The organism is Ekhidna sp., from assembly GCF_965247405.1.
Classification (GTDB): Bacteria; Bacteroidota; Bacteroidia; order Cytophagales; family Cyclobacteriaceae; genus Ekhidna.
Map to the genome: position 1 here is coordinate 2367719 of NZ_OZ252014.1, position 17774 is coordinate 2385492.

Below are 17774 nucleotides of genomic sequence, written 5' to 3' on the forward strand. Positions count from 1 at the left end.
AATATGAGAAACGCCAGAATCATTTCAACCGGGATGTATGTTCCCAAAAACATTATCCCAAATACCTATTTTGATGAAATTTTAGGGGAGAATGTTTCGGAGTGGCTGGAAGCCAATGTGCATATTCGAAACCGTCGATGGTGCGATGAGGATGAGTCAACAGCCGACCTCTGCATCGAAGCTGCAAAAGTAAATCTGGAGCGTGCGGGTTTGATGCCGGAAGATATCGACTTGCTGATTGTTTGCACAGATACACCTGAATACATCTCACCATCAACAGCATCCAAGGTTCAGCATAAAATGGGCATGACCAATGCCGGGACGTTTGATCTCAATTCTGCTTGTGCTGGATTTGTCATTGGCCTGGATACGGCTGTCAAGTACATCAAAGCAGACGAAAACTACAATAAGGTGATGGTCATCGGGGCATACGCGATGAGCAAATACCTCAATAAGCTTGATAAGAAGACCTGCAATTTGTTTGCTGATGGCGCAGGAGCAGTAATCTTATCATCCACGGAAGAGACCGACACAGGCTATCTGGCCAGCGAACTTAGAACCAAAGGGGAATACTGTGATTGGATGGGAATTTATGCTGGAGGCACCTTTCAGCCCATAACACAAGAGGTGGTTGAAAATAAAGATCACCTCTTAAAATTCGTCAAGCGCTTTCCAAGTGAATTGAATCCTGATGTGTGGTCTGATATGGCTTATGAGCTGGCAAAAAGATCAGGAACTAAAGTGGAGGATGTAGATCAGTTCATGTTTACCCAGATCAATATCAATAGCATTTGGGCAACACTAGACAAGCTAGGACTGCATCGGGATATGGCACATACGGTGATGCACGAATACGGTTATACCGGATCAGCCTGTATCCCAATGGCGTTGGATGAAGCGGTCCAGCTTGGGAAAGTAAAAAAAGGAGATTTAATCTATTTCATTGGTTCTGGTGGTGGACTTGCATTTGCCAGTGCTGCATTTAGATTTTAAAGCGCTATGAGCTTTCGAAAAGACTGGATAAAACGATGGGCTGAATATGCTCCCATAAAAGTGGCTGTTTCGGATGCTGAAACTGGCGATAATCTCACCTATCGCCAACTCAACAATCTTTCCAATTACCTGGCGAAACGATTGCAGACTGAGGGCATCCAGCCAGGTGATCGGGTTGCGGTATTGTCTGAGTTTAGGCTGGAATACATTGTGCTTTTAGGAGCAGCTATGAAACTGGGGTTCATCATAGTTCCGTTAAACTATCGACTGTCGTCAAGGGAGGTTTGCTACATGGTGAACAATTGTGAGCCAAAAATGGTGATCTCGGAAGAAAAGTTTAGCTCATTGATAGATACCAATGAGTTGGAACATAAGCCATCCATTCGTTGGGATATGCAGGATCTCTTTTCAGAGCTTTCTAAGGTTTTAGGTCATGAAGAGTTTATTCCCAATGACATTAAAGATGATGATCCACTTTTCATTATTTATACTTCCGGCACCACAGGCTTCCCAAAAGGCGCGATCTATTCCTATAAAATGGCTTTTTGGAACGCTATCAATACACAAATACGACTAGATGTAACCTCTCGGGATCATACAGTCATTTGTATGCCGCCCTTTCATACAGGAGGCTGGAACGTATTGCTAATACCATTTTTACTACAAGGAGGTTCATTTACTCTGCTTAGAAAATTTGATGCAGCTACGGTACTGAAATTATTGGAAGACGAGGAGGCTACTTTATTTATGGGTGTTCCTACCATGCTCAAGATGATGGCCGATGATGAGTCGTTTGGTGAAGCTAATATGGAGTCAGTTCGTTATTTTATCGTTGGTGGTGAGGCAATGCCTTTGCCTCTGATTGAGTTGTGGGAGTCGAAGGGCGTCCCAATCCGTCAGGGTTTTGGGCTGACGGAAGTCGGTCCGAATATTTATTCCCTCCATCACGATGATGCGATGCGGAAAATTGGATCAATTGGTACGCCTAATTTTTTTGTAGATGTGAAACTCATGAAGCAAGATGGCACTGAGGCGAAAGGGGAAGAAGAAGGCGAGTTGTGGCTAAACGGCCCGGTGGTGACTCCCGGATATTGGAACAATGAGGAGGCGACCAAAGAAGCTTTTACTGATGGATGGTTCCGAACAGGAGATATCCTGGTTCGGGACGAGGAAGGGTATTTTTATGTGAAGGACAGAATCAAAAATATGTTTATCTCCGGGGGAGAAAATGTGTATCCGGCAGAAGTGGAAAAATTACTTCAGACACATCCATCAATCCATGAAGTGGCAGTAATTGGTGTCACGGATGAGCGATGGGGGGAGGTTGGCAAGGCGATAGTTGTGGGGCGTTCAGCAACCTTGACTAAGGACGATATACTCGATTTTTGTGCCGGAAAGCTGGCGAAGTTCAAGATTCCCAAACATGTGGAGTTGGTGGATGAAATTCCTAAGACTGAAAGCGGGAAGATTGACAGGAAAAAGTTGAAATCATTGTAAATACATAGCTTATGTCAACATCTTCTCTAAAGTATGATAAAAACCACTGCAAAATCTATCATGAGCAGGATCCAAACTGTATTAGGCTTGTCTGGAATGGTTTTTCCAAACCAGAAGAATTTCAAGAGGCTTGTAATTTCGCACTAGACTTATTGGTTGAGAATAATACCAGTATGGTGATCGCTGATAATCGAAATGCATCGGTGGTCAGTAAAGAAAACCAGGCGTGGCTTGCCCAGGAGTGGTATCCAATGGCCTACTCAAAGGGTTTTCGAACATCTGCTGTCATTGTTGGAGACAATGCACTAAACAAAATCTCCATCAAGAAAATTGAAAGCTCTCGAATAGGTGGGGAATTCACCACTCAGCACTTTAAAACTCTGGGAGAAGCCAAGGAGTGGCTTAAGTCCATGTAGGCCTTCCTGCAAAAGCCAAATCAACCTTGCTCCTGCGTAAAGCGTATATCACCTAAGTTTGCAGAGAATCAACAGATTTTTTCTGCCATTGAGAAACCTTTGAAAAAAGGCATTGTCTTTACATAGATCGTGAGCACCACACAGACCATCCATAAGCACCTGATTATTCAGAGTCAACAGGGAGACCAGACGGCTATGTCGTCACTTTATGGCCTCTATGCCAAGGCGATGTATAATATCTGCCGACGGATGATGGGTGATGAAGAAGAGGCGAAGGATTTACTTCAGGAGTCATTTATTGATGCTTTTCAGAAGCTGCCATCGCTGAGGGAAGTGAATACATTTAGCTCATGGATCAAGCGAATTGTGATTAACAATTGCATCAATGCCATTCGCAAAAAGAAATTGGATACTGCTCAGCTTGAGGAGAATGCTGATTTTGTTGAGGAAGAGGAAGATGACTTTGAGTATGCCCAGTTTCAGGCATCACAGATCATGTCAGTCATTGACTTGTTGCCTGAAGGCTGTAAAACGGTGTTGAATCTGTATCTGTTTGAAGGATATGATCACAAAGAAATTGGTCAGATTTTAGGAGTTTCAGAGTCAGCATCAAAGGCTCAGTATTGCAAAGCAAAAGCGAGAATTAGAAAAATATTAGCAGAAGAAAGGGGACAAAATGCGGGATAGTTTAAAAGAACATATAGAAAACGGCAGGGAAGAGTTTGAGATATATCCTTTTGATAGTGATAAGGAGTGGGAAAACCTTTCTGGGAAGATTAATCAGAAATCTCAAAGGAGAAACCCATGGCAAGCAGTTGGCATAGCAGCATGTTTTGCCTTGATACTCGGCGGGTCTGTTTTTGTTGTAAATAACCAACAATCGGGTAGTAATGAAGTAGCAGAGTTAGAAAATTACTACGAAGGAGAAATCAATCAAAAGGTCATCTTGATCAAAAATCAGTTGGAAGATGATCAGATTCTAAAAGATCTGGAGGAAATGGATAAAGCCTTTGCAGATCTGAAAGCAGACCTCAATGAAAATGTGGATAATGAGGAGGTGATTACTGCGATGATGGAAAATTATCGCCTCAAGCTTCAAATACTGGAAGAAATTTTAAACGAGTTGGAGAAAGAAAAGAGTGAAGAAGTGCTTTAACATATTGATTGCTTTTTTTATTGCAAGCTCCCTATTGGCTCAGGTGAGGCAAGAGCGTGATTTTAAGCGCTCATTTGCTGTACCAGACAATGCCAAGGTAGAGGTGGTGAGCAAATACGGAGAAGTAATCGTGCGGACGTGGGAGCATGACTCTGTTAGATTTGAAGTCTTGGTAAGGGCCGAAGGAAAGAATTCATCGGCTGTGGCGAAATCCATGTCGCGTGTAGATGTGAAGTTTAGAAAAGTTGGGAGCGTGATCTCGGCTGTGACCGAAATTGGAAGCTCAGGGGGTTTTTTCGGGAATGTAGTCAGTGAGGTCGAAGGAGCAATGGGGAGCAACAAACTCAAGGTTGATTATCAGGTTTGGCTGCCCAAAAATGTCATGTTAAGTGTTGAAAATAAGTTTGGAGACCTATACATGGCCAATATCGAAGGAAGGGTCGATTTGGACATATCTCATGGAGATATTAAAGCCAACAATCTAACTGCCTCATTGAATTTAAAGCATAGCTTTGGTAAGGCTTCCTTTGGAAAATTGAAGGACGGGATTTTCACACTTCGAGGTGCAGAGGTTAGAGTGGATGAAGCCATCAACTTGAATATTGAAAGTGGCAGTTCGGAAATTCGTGTTGATAAGATTGATAGAATTCAGCTGAACTCTAGAAATGATAAAATCCACCTTCTGGATGCCCAGGAGATTATGTGTGAAGGATCATTTACTGACTTAACCTCTGACCTTCTAAGAGGTTCAGCCAGATTAGACTTCAGTTATGGAGACATCTTTCTTAGCAGAATCGTAAAAGACTTTAACAGCATAGACATCACCGGGAAGTCTACTGATATCAATTTAGTGCTTAATCAGGCTTCATATATTAAAACATACATCAAGGGACCTGAAGATCGAATGATCTTACCCAATAGCATGCTGACCATGCAAAAACAGCAATTTGCGGATGAAGATAAAATATCACTTTCTGGTTTCGTAGGAAATACCAACACCCGTCACAGTCAGCTGCTTATCGAAGCTGATGGAGGTGAACTAATTGTTGCCATTAAAGAAACTCCTATTTTCGTAGATCGAGATTAAAAACTACATGCACCGTCACCACCGGAAACCCATGAAAATCTTTCTTTGCTCAATTTTTGCGCTGATTTCGATCAGTTCAGCAGCTCAGCAACTGTATGAAAAGTCAGGCGGTGTTCGTCTTGGACACACCTCCGGTATTACGTTCAAAAAGTTTGTGACAGAGGACGAGGCAGTGGAGATGATCCTTAGCGGAAGAAATGAGGGGATGCAATACACCGCTACCTATCTGTTTCATCAACCGATGGAGTTTTCATTCAACGATCGCTTTTATCTGCACTATGGAATAGGTGGTCATGTGGGATATGAAAAATTCGATGACATTTCAAAAACGTTATCCAATGCTGCAGGTGATGAATTCATCTACGAATCAAAGAGTTTTTTCACCATGGGAGTGGATGCCAGTTTGGGCATTGAATACCGTTGGCTCGAAGTACCAGCTACCTTCGGCTTTGACATCAAACCATATTTCAATTTTATTGGTATGAGACACACCAAAGCTCGTTTTTGGGATGCAGCCATTTCATTTAAATACGTCTTCTAGTGGTGAGAAAGATTATTTTCATATTTCTGATTCTTAGTGCTGGTTCGTTCACATTTGCGCAGCGGTACATGGATACGAATGACCCAAAGGACGAGGAAGTAAAATCGTTGCTCAGCAAAAAGAACGATCTTAATGCCTTTGGTGCGGCAGATCTCAAAGTTGGTGATCTGAAAGGTGAGCGAGGTTTGTTAGTAGGAGCATATGGTGGTTTCATTATAAACCGTCGGTATCTTTTTGGTGTGGCAGGGTATGGACTAGTCACGAATGTAGAGTTTGAAGGGACTGTTCCAGGACAATCGGAAGTGAAGCAATTGAATTTGCATGGAGGATATGGAGGAGTCTTGATTGGAGGCACCATTGCGCCACGAGAATTGATACACATTAGTATTCCGATCATACTTGGTGCCGGATCGCTCGAAGTGGTCGACAAAGATTTTTTCATTAACAATCCGGCCGATTCAGAATTTGCTGTAGAAAACACGGTGTTCTTTGTAGCAGAGCCAGGTATAGAGGTAGAATTCAACATTACAAAATATTTCAGACTGGGTGCTGGTATGACCTATCGATATGTATCTGGCACAGAATTGGAAAATGTAGAAGATGAAGATGTTTCAGGCACCACAGCTATGATCAGCTTCCGGTTTGGAAGATTCTGATTAGCACTATCTTTGGTAGCAGAATCAAAATATTCTTCTTTGTGAAACTCACCATTCACTTATTCACATGCTACGTCCTGTGTTTTACATCCACTGGATGGGCACAAAGGATCAATTATTCGAAGGAGGTTGATAGGCTTATCAGGCAATGTGATTCTCTTGTTTATGACCAACCGCAAGAAAGCCTTGAACTTGCTCAAACGGCACACAATCTTGCCAAGGACTCTGAAAATGATTCATTAATTGCTGTTGCACTTAATCGAGTGGGTAGTGCACATTGGTCACTTGGCAATCCAATGGAGGCACTTGAACAACTTCAGGCATCCCTTCAAATCTCGGAGCTAAATGATTTTGAAGAAGTAATAGCGAAAAACCTGGGAAATATCGGAAATGTTTATGCTGCGTCGGGGTTGGACTTGGATGCCATTGGATACTATCGATCTGAGCTAGCTATCCAGGAGAAATTAAATGATACTTTTCGTCTTTTTGCGGTGAATAATAACATTGGAAAAGCTTTCCTGGACCTCAGCTATTATGATTCTGCAAATCATTATTTGATGAAAGCATTTGATTACCTCGATCCACAATTTGAGCATTTGCATTCAATTTATTTTTTCAATCAGGCGGAGCTGAATTATAAACAGGGGAACCTTCAAAAGGCTGATTCGCTCGTTCAGCTCACGATGGCTAATGCGCAGGAGTTCAACAGCAAACGAGGAATTATCCGGGCAAACCAGCTTCAGGCAGAATTGGATCGATCACGAGGTAAATATCAGTCCGCACTTATAAAAGCCAAAGATGCTTTTAGTATGGCCCTGGAAAGTGGAGTGAAGGAACTGATCTATATCACCAGTAAAACCTTGTCTCGGTGCTATGGAGCAGTAAATCAATTTGAGGATGCCTACGAAATGGAGCTTCTGCACGAGCAATACCTCGATAGTGTGCAAAGTGTTAATACTATCAATGAGTTGGAGCTTTTATCCTACTATCAGCGACTTTTTCAGGTACGAGTGCTGGAATCCAAAAACAAGCTTAACAAGCAGCTGGCGGATCAGCGGCAGCTAATTATTCAGGGATTAGTGGTAGCCCTGGTCATTGCAGCGATATTGATTGCTATCATTGTGATGGTCGTGCGTGAATTAGGCATTCGTAAACGAAAGCTTGAAGACTTGAATAAGTTCAAGGCCAAAATTTTTGCCATAGTTTCTCATGATCTTAAATCACCGATTCAGTCAGTATCCTCTGTGATAGAAATGTTCAATCAAAAGCTCATTGGTAAAGAGGAGATCGAACCACTCTTGCCGGAGGTAAAAGAAAAAACCTCAAACTTGATCAACCTTTTGAATAACATATTTCTTTGGGCAGAAGGACAAATGGAGGGAGAAAATTTAGCTAAGGAAAATTTTTCGTTACACCCCGTGATAGAGGAGTTGGAGTCTGAGCTAAAGGAGCGATTGGAAGGAAAACAAATCGAATTGCAGTATGAGGCTGCTTTCGGCTTTTACCTTCATTCTAATCCGGGAATAATCAGGGTTTTGCTTCGCAATCTTGTGGTGAATGCCATAAAGTTTTCCAATCCAAATTCCAGGGTGGAGATCAATTGTATAAAAGGTGAAAGTACGAAAGTGATTGAGGTAATTGATGATGGTGTCGGAATGTCGAAAGAAAAGCAAGAAAAACTCTTTACCGGAGGACTTGAGAGTTCAGATGGAACTGCAGGGGAGCGTGGAAACGGACTAGGCTTGGCGCTATGTCATGACTTTGTGAGAGGCCTTGGAGGCAAGATAGAGGTAGAAAGTGTAAAGGAAGAGGGATCTGTTTTTCGAATTATTTTCAATCATCAAAACGAGTAGCAATAACCATCTGAGGTTTATTGCTCCGATCTCTGAACGCAAGAAGATAATATTTTCCACCATCCCTCAACTTCCATTTTTTCTTCAGTTCTTGAGGGCTTAATGGGTAATTGCGGGTGATTACATTGATCTTGCCGTTAGTAGCGTACGTTTTGATCGATTGTTTATTGACCGTATCAATAATGCGATAGATCCGCCCCGGAAAAGATTCGATCATTTTATCTGATGTATATAAATGTGTGTTATTCGCCAGTTTAATGACATCATAAACCTCCGCAACTTGATTGAAAGCCCCAGCCTTCATTATTGAGCTATTTGACTCGTAAACGAACGGCCTGTAATCCCCATAAACAGGTGAAGCAGAATGCTCCTCCTGCATAGAAAATGAAAATACCGACTGATTCGATTCGAGGTTAACACATTTGATTTGGGGGTCATTAGTGGAGGAGAAGTTTATTAGGAGAAGAAGTTCTTTACAATCATTTTTCACCGAAACTACATGGAGCTCTTTTATGTGCTCGATTGCATTGGTGAGAGAGCTGATATCCAAAAGTGGAGAGTACTTAACCAATACCTGTGATGCATTTTTGCTTAAAGCAGACATCAATTCGATCAGATTCGGTGAACAGTCCTCTATTCGAAAAACCCGGTTTTTATTTGGATCTCTTCTTGCTGGATCCATATAGACCATGGTTTTATTCTTGTCAAACGAATGGGCCTCTAAATAGTCGTTCGCATTCGAGTTTATGACCTCAATCTTTCTGTTCAGTGCTTTTAAATTGTGGCTAAACACCTCGCAAAGGTCAGAATCCCGTTCTAAATAAGTAGTTCGCTTGAATGACTCACTTAAGGAAAGACAATCAATGCCCATTCCTCCGGTAAGATCTATGAGATGATCACCGGTGAGTAATTTTCCTTTGTAATGACTGGTTGCTTCAGAGGATGCCTGCTCGATGGAAAGTGGTGGTGGCATGATTATGTCAAAGTTTGAAGCCCAGCTATCCAGTTTGCCTTTTGCTTTCTGTCTGGACAGAATTTGACCCGCGATCTCTTTGATGTTCGCTCTAAAAGCTGCTGGCGGATTTAGAATGAGTTTGTTGGGATCAACATTCACATTTTCACGAATAAATTCTTTTACCTCTGGCTGAGTAAGAAAATCTATTCGTGACGTCATTGCAGGTAGTTAGTAAACCAAACTATGCTCCAGCATATACTCGGCAATCTGGATCGTATTGGTAGCTGCGCCTTTTCTCAAATTATCAGATACCACCCACAGATTAAGTGTCTTTGGTTGAGTTTCATCTCTTCTGATCCTTCCAACAAATACATCATCCTTATCATGAGCATTCAAAGGCATTGGGTATTCATTTTTTGCAGGATCATCTACAACTGTCACGCCTGGCGCCTTGGACAGAATGGAATGCACCTGTTCCAGCGAATATTCATTTTCAAATTCGACATTGATAGCTTCTGAATGACCACCAATGGTTGGGATTCGGACACATGTAGAAGTCACCTTTATGGAATCATCTCCCATAATTTTCATGGTCTCATTCACCATTTTCATTTCTTCTTTGGTGTATCCGTTTTCCTGAAACACATCTATATGAGGTAGTGCATTCATATCGATTTTGTGGGGGTATATCTTTTTAATGTCTTTACCCGCTCGTTCTCCCTCCAGCTGATCAACAGCTCCTTTACCTGATCCGGTCACAGATTGATATGTAGAAACTACGATCCTTTTGATCTGGAATGCATCATGAAGAGGTTTGAGTGCTACTACCATTTGAATGGTGGAGCAGTTGGGATTAGCGATGATGCGATCATCAATTCGCAGTACGTCCCCATTCACCTCAGGAACAATCAGCTTCTTACTGGCATCCATACGCCATGCAGATGAGTTGTCAATCACCACTGTTCCTGCCTCGGCAAATTTTGGGGCAAACTCTAGTGATACGGTTCCCCCCGCAGAGAACAGAGCAATATCTGGTTTAGCTGAAATAGCATCCTCCATGGAAAGAATGGTGTATTCTTTTCCATTGTAGTTAATTTTCTTCCCCACCGACCGCTCAGATGCAACTGGCAAAAGTTCTTCAACAGGAAAATTTCTTTCAGACATTATTTGGAGCATCTTCTGGCCTACCAGCCCACTCGCCCCTACTACTGCAACCTTCATATTAGCTTAAACGATGTGAATAATGATTGTCATGCAAAACTACTACTTTTATGAGTTGATGAAATAACGTGTCGGAACTTCATTCTGTCTGAAAAGTTTCTTTTACAATTCAGAAATGCACATCCGATCCAAAAATTCTAAAAAGTATGCCATCAAAATTTCACCTTCTGCATAGAGCATTCTTTCTTCTTGTTGCGAGCATTTTTTGCCAGCTTACGATAGCCCAGACGGGCGACTTTATTTTGACCCATCACTCACCAAAGCACTCGGAGATTGATAATATCAATTTCGAAATCACTGCCGACAAAAATGGGATTATCTGTATAGCCAATCGGTTCGGTGTATTGAAATATGATGGGAATGAATGGAATTTCTATCGAACCAACTCATCAGCGCTTTCTTTAGCGGTATCCTCAAGTAATGTTGTATATGTGGGATGCCTTGGTGGGTTTGGGAAGCTGGATTTTATATCGAATACTTATGGTTATGTACCAATTGTTGATAGTGACTCACTTTCTGATCACTTTCTGCAAACATTCGCGATGGATGACCGGATATATTTCCTGAGTGATAAAAACCTGTATCAGTACACGCCCTCAACAGATGAAGTAGAGAATTTGCTAACCGGTGATTTTTTGAATGGGTATGTCAATGATGAGAAGCTTCACATCAATACCTACGATGAAACATTGATTACTGTGAGTTCAAATCAAATTGACAGCCTTACAAATCCAGATAAACTCTGGGGGATCATTTTGCCCTCTCCGGATGGAATGAGCGAATTTTCTGTGGATTTGGAAGGTGGCCTGTTTGTCAAACAAGGAGATGAGGTTAAGCCTCACCATCATTATGAAAGGTTGCAGGAAGCAGAGGTTGCTATCACTGATTTGGAATGGGTAAACGATTCACTGGTCGCATGTTCTACGATTGAGTCTGGCGTATTCTTTTTGCATGTTAGTGATTCAAACTATTTCGAGGTAACGGATTACCACTCTGGATTGCCCGATAACGAAATCCATGATTTATATGCGGATGAAAATCAGGGAGTATGGGTGGCTCATGAATTTGGATTAACCCGTATTGCACCTCTTTTTCCCGCTTACAGCTATACCAACTTCCCCGGCCTTGAAGGAAATCTTATAGAAGCACAACGTCTAAAAGATGATCTCTGGATAAATACCAGTTTAGGTGTGTACTATTTTTCAAAAGACACCTCCTATCGTAGTAGGGTTTATGTGCAGCAAATAAGAAAGGAGCCAAAGAAAGAAAGAAGAACCACACCAAAGCAAGCAGTCCAGCAAGAGGAGAAATCTCAAGAAGAGAAAGAAGAAGAGCCTCAGGAGAAAAAAGGAAAAAAGAGAGGGTTTCTTAGTGGTCTTTTTAAGAAAAAGGATCGTGCGCAGGAAAGCAATCAGGAAGAGGAGAAAAAAGGATTTTTCAAGAAGATATTTTCTTCAAACGAAGAGGAGCAGAAGGGACGTTCAGATAACAGAGAGAAAGAAGAAGACAAATACAAATATGTACGGCGTGTCGAGAAGGTGGTGACAGGAGTCAGTTATCAGTTTCATCACGTGCCGGATACGGATGGGAAGTTTCGCCAATTGATTGAAACGAAAGATCGAATACTCGCGACGAGCCATACGGGGATATACGAAATTGACAAAAATTCAGCTCAGCTTGTGATCAATCACCCAGTGAAGTACGCCTATGCAGTACCAGGGTCAAATCAGCTTCTGATTAGTACTGAGAGAGGGATGCTGAAGCATTATGATTTGATCAATAACATATGGACTGAGATTTCAAGCTCTTATTTTGAGGACGTTATTCTAAATGTTTACATGGATCATCTTGGGGAGGTTTGGTTAGCAGGTACCACTCACATTTATCAAGGTGTGTTTTCAGAGGAAGGCTTTCTGATCGAACATAGTTATGAGATCAATAATCGGTATTATGATGAGCTAAGCATTTGGGAGCATTCCGGAAAATTATATTTCATTAACTCTCAGGGATATTTCCGATTGGACCGGGAGTTGGATCGAATCGTCATAGATCTGGAATTGAAGAAGGAATTGGGTTCTCCTCATCATCATATTCACAATGAAAAGAGTAGGGTTTGGCTTTACAATGGTAAAATATGGCAGCTTTTGCTTCCAGATGGCAGTGTTCAGGAATTCAAATATTTGGGCGTGTTTCCCAACCTAAAGTATATAAACTATGATGAGCAGCTTGATCGCTACTGGCTCATTACAGATGATAATCAGTTGCTAGCATATGACGCAAAACAAATCCCGGAATTTCATCAGTCCTATTCCATTTTTGTAAAGCGACTGGTAGGAAAAGCCGGTGAATTGCGAATTGATGAGCAGTTAAATCTTTCTCATGATCAAAACATGCTGAGCATTGAATTGCTAAAGCCCGACTATGTAGGATTGCTAAATCCAGAGTATCAGTATAGACTGAGCGGACTTACAGATGAGTGGTCTAAATGGACGCACGCTAACCTGATCGATTACAGTTATTTGCCTCCGGGTGAGTATCAACTTGATGTAAAGGTTAGGGATGCTTTGGGGCAAATTGAGGAAGATACGTTGTTGAGTTTTACAGTAGACACACCATACTGGCAGCAGCCATGGTTTTACGCAGTTCAGGCGCTTATTCTTGCTTTGATTATAGGTATTACCTCCCGGCTGGACGAGTCTAAACCGTTCAATCGTTTCATAAAACATGGCTTAAGTATACTCACGCTTGTAGTGATTATTCAATTCATGCAGGCGATAATTAGTGCGTTTTTAGATATTGAAAGCACACCAGTGGTTGATTTCCTTATAGATGCGGGCATTGCACTCATGATATTCCCACTAGAATGGGTGTTGAGGAAACTTATTTTGGATGGGGGATTAAAAATCTCAGGCACATCAGAAGCGACTAAGTTGTGATTAGTAATAGGGTCATTTGTTTTTGTATTCTCTATGGGTTAGTCAGCATTGGATACTCTCAAGTAACAGATGACTTTAGTGATGGAGATTTTAGTGTCAGCCCGACTTGGGCAGGCTCTAGCAGTTTTGGAGTAGATGATCCTTTTGAAATATCGGAGGTAGACAATCAGCTAAGGAGTCAAAATCTTGACATGGGCTCTGGCACCAGATTGCTCTACCTAAGTACTGTTGATAACCTGGATCTATCATCCTCTACAGCAGAATGGAACTTTAGATTTAGATTGGGATTTTCTCAACCTGGTTCTGCTTCAACTAATTCGAACAATACATCCAGAGTTTATTTGATGAGTAGTTCTTCAGACTTGAATGGAAATTTAAATGGCTATTATGTTGAGTTAAGGTATCCTGATTCAGATGTTAATGAGGTGAGACTATTTCGTCAAGACGGAAGCTCTACTAGTGAGCTTTCTTTATCTGGGTCAATTCAGCAGCTAACCTCGCAGGATTTTGTCAATATCACAGTTAGTAGATCTGAGATTGGTTTATGGGAGTTGGAAGTTAACTCAACTAGTCAGGGGACTGTTACTGATGACACTTATAGTTCTTCTTCTTTCTTTGGAGTTCAAGTCAGGTACACTGCGAACTCTAGAGACAATGGTTTTCATTTTGATGACTTCTCAGGAACTGTGACACCAGTTCTGGACACCTCTCCCCCTACAATACAATCTGTCACTCCTATTTCAGATACCCAAGTAGATGTTCAATTCAGTGAACCAGTTAATGAAACCACCGCGCAGGTGGTGGGCAATTATATGATAGATGGGGGTATCTCCATTAGCACCGCAGATCGAGATATTTCTAACTCCTCATTGGTTCATCTCACCGTCGATCCACTTACAAACGGAACAACCTACACACTTACTATTAATAATGTCGAGGATGAAAATGGAAACGCTATAGCCAGCAATAGCGAGGAAATGTTTGAGTATTTGGTGTTTGAGGAGGCAACCGAACTGGATATAGTGATCAATGAATTTATGGCGGCACCAAGTGAAGAGTCGGGGTTGCCTAACGAGGAATATGTAGAGATATTCAATCGCTCAGAAAAGTTTATCAACCTCGAGAACTGGACGGTGAGTGACGCTGCAGGCCCATCCTCAGGCTTTCCTTCCGCCACCTTGAGACCTGATGAGTTTTTGATTCTAACCTCATCGGGAAATGGAGCTCTATTCACTGGTTTTGGGGAGGTATTAGAAATCAGCTCGTTTCCTGCGCTGAATAATTCTGGAGATGACATCATAATTGCTAATTCAGTGGGCACAGTCATTCATCAACTCAGTTTTCAGAATTCGGAAAGTGGAGTCTCCACTGAATTGATAAATCCCAACGACCTATGTCTTTCAATAGATAGCTATATCCTTTCAATAGATCCTTCCGGAGGCACTCCCGGCGCTCTAAACTCGGTATTTGATGATACACCAGACACCACACTTCCTACCATCACGTCCTCCAGTTTCACCACATCTTTAGTCATTAATTTCTCTGAAATCATGGACCCTGCAAGTCTTACTTCAGGTTCTTATGTTATTTCAGGTGGCTTGACGATAGATGAAATTCTCGTTGAGCAGCCTAATCCAACGTCCGTTGAGATCACCTTCACCGAGTCTGTTGAATTGGGAGAAACCTATGACATATCCGTTTCGAATGTGCTGGATTGCGCAGGAAATGCATTGGAAGAGACCACCATTTCGTTCAGTTTTGGAAGATCACCTGAGTTCAACGAACTAATAATCACAGAAATCTATGCGGACGAAGATCCTTCGGTAGGCTTACCTGAGGTCGAGTGGATTGAGATTTACAACGCAACCGAAGACGTGATATCTACTGAAGGTATGATCTTGACAGACGCGACAAATACGATCGAATTACCAAGCTTTAATATTCAACCTACATCCTATAAAATCTTAACCAGCAATAGTGGTGTTTCAGAGTTTACGGATGCTGTTGGGGTGTCTGGCTTTTTTTCCAACAGTCTCAACAATTCCGGGGAGAAACTTACGCTTGCTTACAACTCAGAGCTGATATTTTCCATTAATTATACCCCAAGCTGGCACGATGCTGATAAGAAAGATGGTGGATATTCTCTTGAAATGGTGGATATAACCAACCCTTGTCTTGAAAGTGGTGCCAATTGGCGTAGCTCCACTGCCGCATCCGGAGGAACGCCGGGGGGAGAAAATGCTGTGAGTAACCCACAAAGTGTGCCTGACAATATGCCTCCAAATTTGACTCGGGTAACAGCAATTTCAGTGGACACGATCAACCTTGTATTTGATGAAAAAATTGATCCTGCAAGTACCCAAAATGCTACATTTGATTTCAATCCGAGTCTGGAGATTGTAGGGTCATTCATGTTGGCGGATAAGCCCAGATCTGTTTATGTGAAACTTTCATCTGAACTGGAAGAGGACATTCCTTATATCCTAAAGGTTTCAGGAATTAGCGATTGCAACGGCAATGTGGTTGATGACAATGAGCAATTATTTGCATTGCCTGTTGATGCAGTAAATGATGAAATCAAGCTGAGTGAGGTGCTTTTTAACCCACGAACGAATGGTGTGGATTTCGTCGAAATCTATAATGATTCTGAAAAATTCATCAGCTTAAAAAATTGGCAATTAGCCAGAAAAACGGATGATGTTGTGGAGGAAGAAAGAGTCATTTCAAGCGAAGAGTTGGTTATTGAACCCGGAGAATACCTTGTTTTAACCAGGGATGGAAATACTTTGTTATCTAACTACCCAAAGGGGCGTGCGGAAAACTTCATCGAGATGACCTCTTTACCATCCTATCCAAATGATGAAGGGATCGTTTTAATTCTTGATAAGGATTCCGAAATCAAAGATGAATTTACCTACAATGAAGATTTTCATTATGATCTTTTGGAAAGTGTAGACGGAGTTTCACTGGAAAGGGTCTCTTTTTCTCAACTAAACAATGAAGACAACTGGCGGTCTGCTGCTAGTACCGAGGGGTTCGCAACCCCTGGCTATTTAAATTCTCAATCCTTTTCAGCTGAAATTTCATCTGGTAAGGTAAGTGCAGATCCTGAGGTATTCATCCCGGGGAATGCAGGCACAGGTAGAGATTTCACTACTATCAATTACCAATTGGATGAACCCGGTCAGTTTGCCAACGTAAACATTTATGATCAAACGGGTCGTTTAGTGAAAAACTTAGCACAAGGTGCGCTATTGAGTACATCTGGATTTCTTCGTTGGGACGGTGATACCAACGATGGAAAAATGGCTCGCATGGGTTACTATCTTATCATATTTGAGATTTATGATAGTAAAGGCAATTCCGAAACCATCAAAGAGACCGTGGTTGTTGGAAGAGATTTTTAATGCGAAATTCTCATTTTGGATTTATCCAATTATTTATTGTGCATCAAGGTGAGTATTTTCGCTTGATTTTTACGTTATAGGAATTTAAATATCACCTGCCATGAGCGAAAAGACGAGATATTCTGACGAAGAGCTAAAAGAGTTTGAGGATCTGATTCTTCAAAAACTTGAGAAAGCTAAGGAGGAGCTGAATACGCTAAAGGCATCACTCACCAGAGAATCCGATGATAGTGGCGATAATTTTTCATCAGTAAAAACCCTGGAAGATGGCGCTGACACTGCAGAAAAAGAGCAATTGAGCCAGCTTGCCGGAAGACAGCAGAAGTTTATCAATAACCTGGAAAATGCATTGGTTCGAATTAAGAACGGAACCTATGGTATTTGCGTAGACACAGGAAAACTAATATCAAAAGAGCGACTTAGAGCGGTACCTCACACGACGCAGAGCATTGACGCCAAGCTGAATAGAAAGCCTTAATGGATTATTTGGCAAACCATATTCAGGCTCTTGTTTTTTGTTCACCCAAGCCGATTACCGAAGATGAGATACAGGACTGCCTCAAAGAGATGTTTGATGCAGATGTACCTATTGATGATATCTCGGATGGCTTAAGCAAAATTGAAGAGAAGTTCAAAGATGATGACTTTGCAATGGAGTTGGTTAAATCAGGAGGTGGCTACCAGTTTCTGACAAAACCAGCCTATCAGGCCAGTATTGGTATCCTGCTAAAACAGCAATCCAAAAAACGTCTTTCGAATTCAGCTTTGGAAACCTTATCCATCATTGCCTACAAACAACCCATCACCAAAAGTGAAGCAGAGCAAATTAGAGGGGTAAGCTGTGACTACTCCATTCAAAAGCTACTTGAAAAAGAGCTTGTAGAAATCAAAGGTAAATCAGAAGGGGTTGGACGGCCGTTATTATATGGCACCAGCCAAAAATTCATGGATTACTTTGGGATCAACGACCTTAAAGAACTACCTACACCAAAAGACTTCACCTCTGAAGAGGAGAATACAATTGGTGAAGAAAAGGAATAACACCTGTCGTAAGAC

The 17774-nt window shown here is 41.7% G+C and carries 15 protein-coding genes; 13 read left to right on the top strand and 2 right to left on the bottom strand.

The window, feature by feature from the left end:
* Window positions 1-3: 3 nt before the first annotated feature.
* The 9 genes from ACP14Y_RS10760 to ACP14Y_RS10800 all read left to right on the top strand — a co-directional run bounded on the left by ACP14Y_RS10760 (window position 4) and on the right by ACP14Y_RS10800 (window position 8199).
* Window positions 4-993, top strand: coding sequence for a 3-oxoacyl-ACP synthase III family protein (locus tag ACP14Y_RS10760; RefSeq protein WP_424962960.1), 990 nt, complete (start codon window positions 4-6; stop codon window positions 991-993).
* 6 nt (window positions 994-999) lie between these two features.
* Window positions 1000-2490: an o-succinylbenzoate--CoA ligase gene (menE, locus tag ACP14Y_RS10765; protein WP_424962961.1), complete on the top strand. Its 1491-nt coding sequence runs from the start codon at window positions 1000-1002 to the stop codon at window positions 2488-2490.
* Window positions 2491-2501: 11 nt separating this feature from the next.
* Window positions 2502-2906, top strand: a complete 405-nt coding sequence (locus ACP14Y_RS10770; RefSeq protein ID WP_424962963.1) for a hypothetical protein — start codon at window positions 2502-2504, stop codon at window positions 2904-2906.
* A 129-nt stretch (window positions 2907-3035) separates the two neighbouring features.
* Window positions 3036-3593: an RNA polymerase sigma factor gene (locus ACP14Y_RS10775; protein WP_424962964.1), complete on the top strand. Its 558-nt coding sequence runs from the start codon at window positions 3036-3038 to the stop codon at window positions 3591-3593.
* Complete coding sequence (locus ACP14Y_RS10780; RefSeq protein ID WP_424962965.1) at window positions 3583-4062, top strand: hypothetical protein; 480 nt, start codon at window positions 3583-3585, stop codon at window positions 4060-4062. The genes ACP14Y_RS10775 and ACP14Y_RS10780 overlap by 11 nt, the downstream gene beginning before the upstream one ends.
* A 43-nt stretch (window positions 4063-4105) precedes the next feature.
* Window positions 4106-5149: a hypothetical protein gene (locus ACP14Y_RS10785; RefSeq protein WP_424962966.1), complete on the top strand. Its 1044-nt coding sequence runs from the start codon at window positions 4106-4108 to the stop codon at window positions 5147-5149.
* 31 nt (window positions 5150-5180) lie between these two features.
* Complete coding sequence (locus ACP14Y_RS10790; protein WP_424962967.1) at window positions 5181-5690, top strand: hypothetical protein; 510 nt, start codon at window positions 5181-5183, stop codon at window positions 5688-5690.
* A 2-nt stretch (window positions 5691-5692) separates the two neighbouring features.
* On the top strand, window positions 5693-6346 hold the full coding sequence (locus ACP14Y_RS10795) for a hypothetical protein (protein ID WP_424962968.1): 654 nt from the start codon (window positions 5693-5695) through the stop codon (window positions 6344-6346).
* Between the two features lie 41 nt (window positions 6347-6387).
* Window positions 6388-8199: a tetratricopeptide repeat-containing sensor histidine kinase gene (locus ACP14Y_RS10800; RefSeq protein ID WP_424962970.1), complete on the top strand. Its 1812-nt coding sequence runs from the start codon at window positions 6388-6390 to the stop codon at window positions 8197-8199.
* Here the strand turns inward: ACP14Y_RS10800 and ACP14Y_RS10805 are convergent.
* Complete coding sequence (locus ACP14Y_RS10805) at window positions 8180-9373, bottom strand: THUMP-like domain-containing protein (protein WP_424962971.1); 1194 nt, start codon at window positions 9371-9373, stop codon at window positions 8180-8182. The genes ACP14Y_RS10800 and ACP14Y_RS10805 overlap by 20 nt on opposite strands.
* 9 nt (window positions 9374-9382) lie before the next feature.
* Entirely contained in the window at window positions 9383-10375 is a 993-nt protein-coding gene (locus ACP14Y_RS10810) for an aspartate-semialdehyde dehydrogenase (protein WP_424962972.1), read from the bottom strand.
* Window positions 10376-10521: 146 nt separating this feature from the next.
* On the opposite strand from ACP14Y_RS10810, the gene ACP14Y_RS10815 reads away from it, so the two are divergent.
* The 4 genes from ACP14Y_RS10815 (at window position 10522) to scpB (ending at window position 17759) form a co-directional block, all read left to right on the top strand.
* Window positions 10522-13311, top strand: coding sequence for a triple tyrosine motif-containing protein (locus ACP14Y_RS10815; RefSeq protein ID WP_424962973.1), 2790 nt, complete (start codon window positions 10522-10524; stop codon window positions 13309-13311).
* Window positions 13308-16718, top strand: a complete 3411-nt coding sequence (locus tag ACP14Y_RS10820) for a lamin tail domain-containing protein (protein WP_424962974.1) — start codon at window positions 13308-13310, stop codon at window positions 16716-16718. Before ACP14Y_RS10815 ends, ACP14Y_RS10820 begins: the two co-directional genes overlap by 4 nt.
* Window positions 16719-16818: 100 nt before the next feature.
* Complete coding sequence (locus ACP14Y_RS10825) at window positions 16819-17196, top strand: TraR/DksA family transcriptional regulator (RefSeq protein WP_349565519.1); 378 nt, start codon at window positions 16819-16821, stop codon at window positions 17194-17196.
* Complete coding sequence (gene scpB / locus ACP14Y_RS10830; RefSeq protein ID WP_424962975.1) at window positions 17196-17759, top strand: SMC-Scp complex subunit ScpB; 564 nt, start codon at window positions 17196-17198, stop codon at window positions 17757-17759. The genes ACP14Y_RS10825 and scpB overlap by 1 nt, the downstream gene beginning before the upstream one ends.
* Window positions 17760-17774 lie beyond the last annotated feature (15 nt).

Coding starts and splice junctions, on each gene's coding strand:
- ACP14Y_RS10825 (WP_349565519.1), top strand. CDS start 16,819: ATGAGCGAAAAGACGAGATATTCTGACGAAGAGCTAAAAGAGTTTGAG.
- ACP14Y_RS10760 (WP_424962960.1), top strand. CDS start 4: ATGAGAAACGCCAGAATCATTTCAACCGGGATGTATGTTCCCAAAAAC.
- ACP14Y_RS10805 (WP_424962971.1), bottom strand. CDS start 9,373: ATGACGTCACGAATAGATTTTCTTACTCAGCCAGAGGTAAAAGAATTT.
- scpB (WP_424962975.1), top strand. CDS start 17,196: ATGGATTATTTGGCAAACCATATTCAGGCTCTTGTTTTTTGTTCACCC.
- ACP14Y_RS10780 (WP_424962965.1), top strand. CDS start 3,583: ATGCGGGATAGTTTAAAAGAACATATAGAAAACGGCAGGGAAGAGTTT.
- menE (WP_424962961.1), top strand. CDS start 1,000: ATGAGCTTTCGAAAAGACTGGATAAAACGATGGGCTGAATATGCTCCC.
- ACP14Y_RS10790 (WP_424962967.1), top strand. CDS start 5,181: ATGAAAATCTTTCTTTGCTCAATTTTTGCGCTGATTTCGATCAGTTCA.
- ACP14Y_RS10815 (WP_424962973.1), top strand. CDS start 10,522: ATGCCATCAAAATTTCACCTTCTGCATAGAGCATTCTTTCTTCTTGTT.
- ACP14Y_RS10770 (WP_424962963.1), top strand. CDS start 2,502: ATGTCAACATCTTCTCTAAAGTATGATAAAAACCACTGCAAAATCTAT.
- ACP14Y_RS10810 (WP_424962972.1), bottom strand. CDS start 10,375: ATGAAGGTTGCAGTAGTAGGGGCGAGTGGGCTGGTAGGCCAGAAGATG.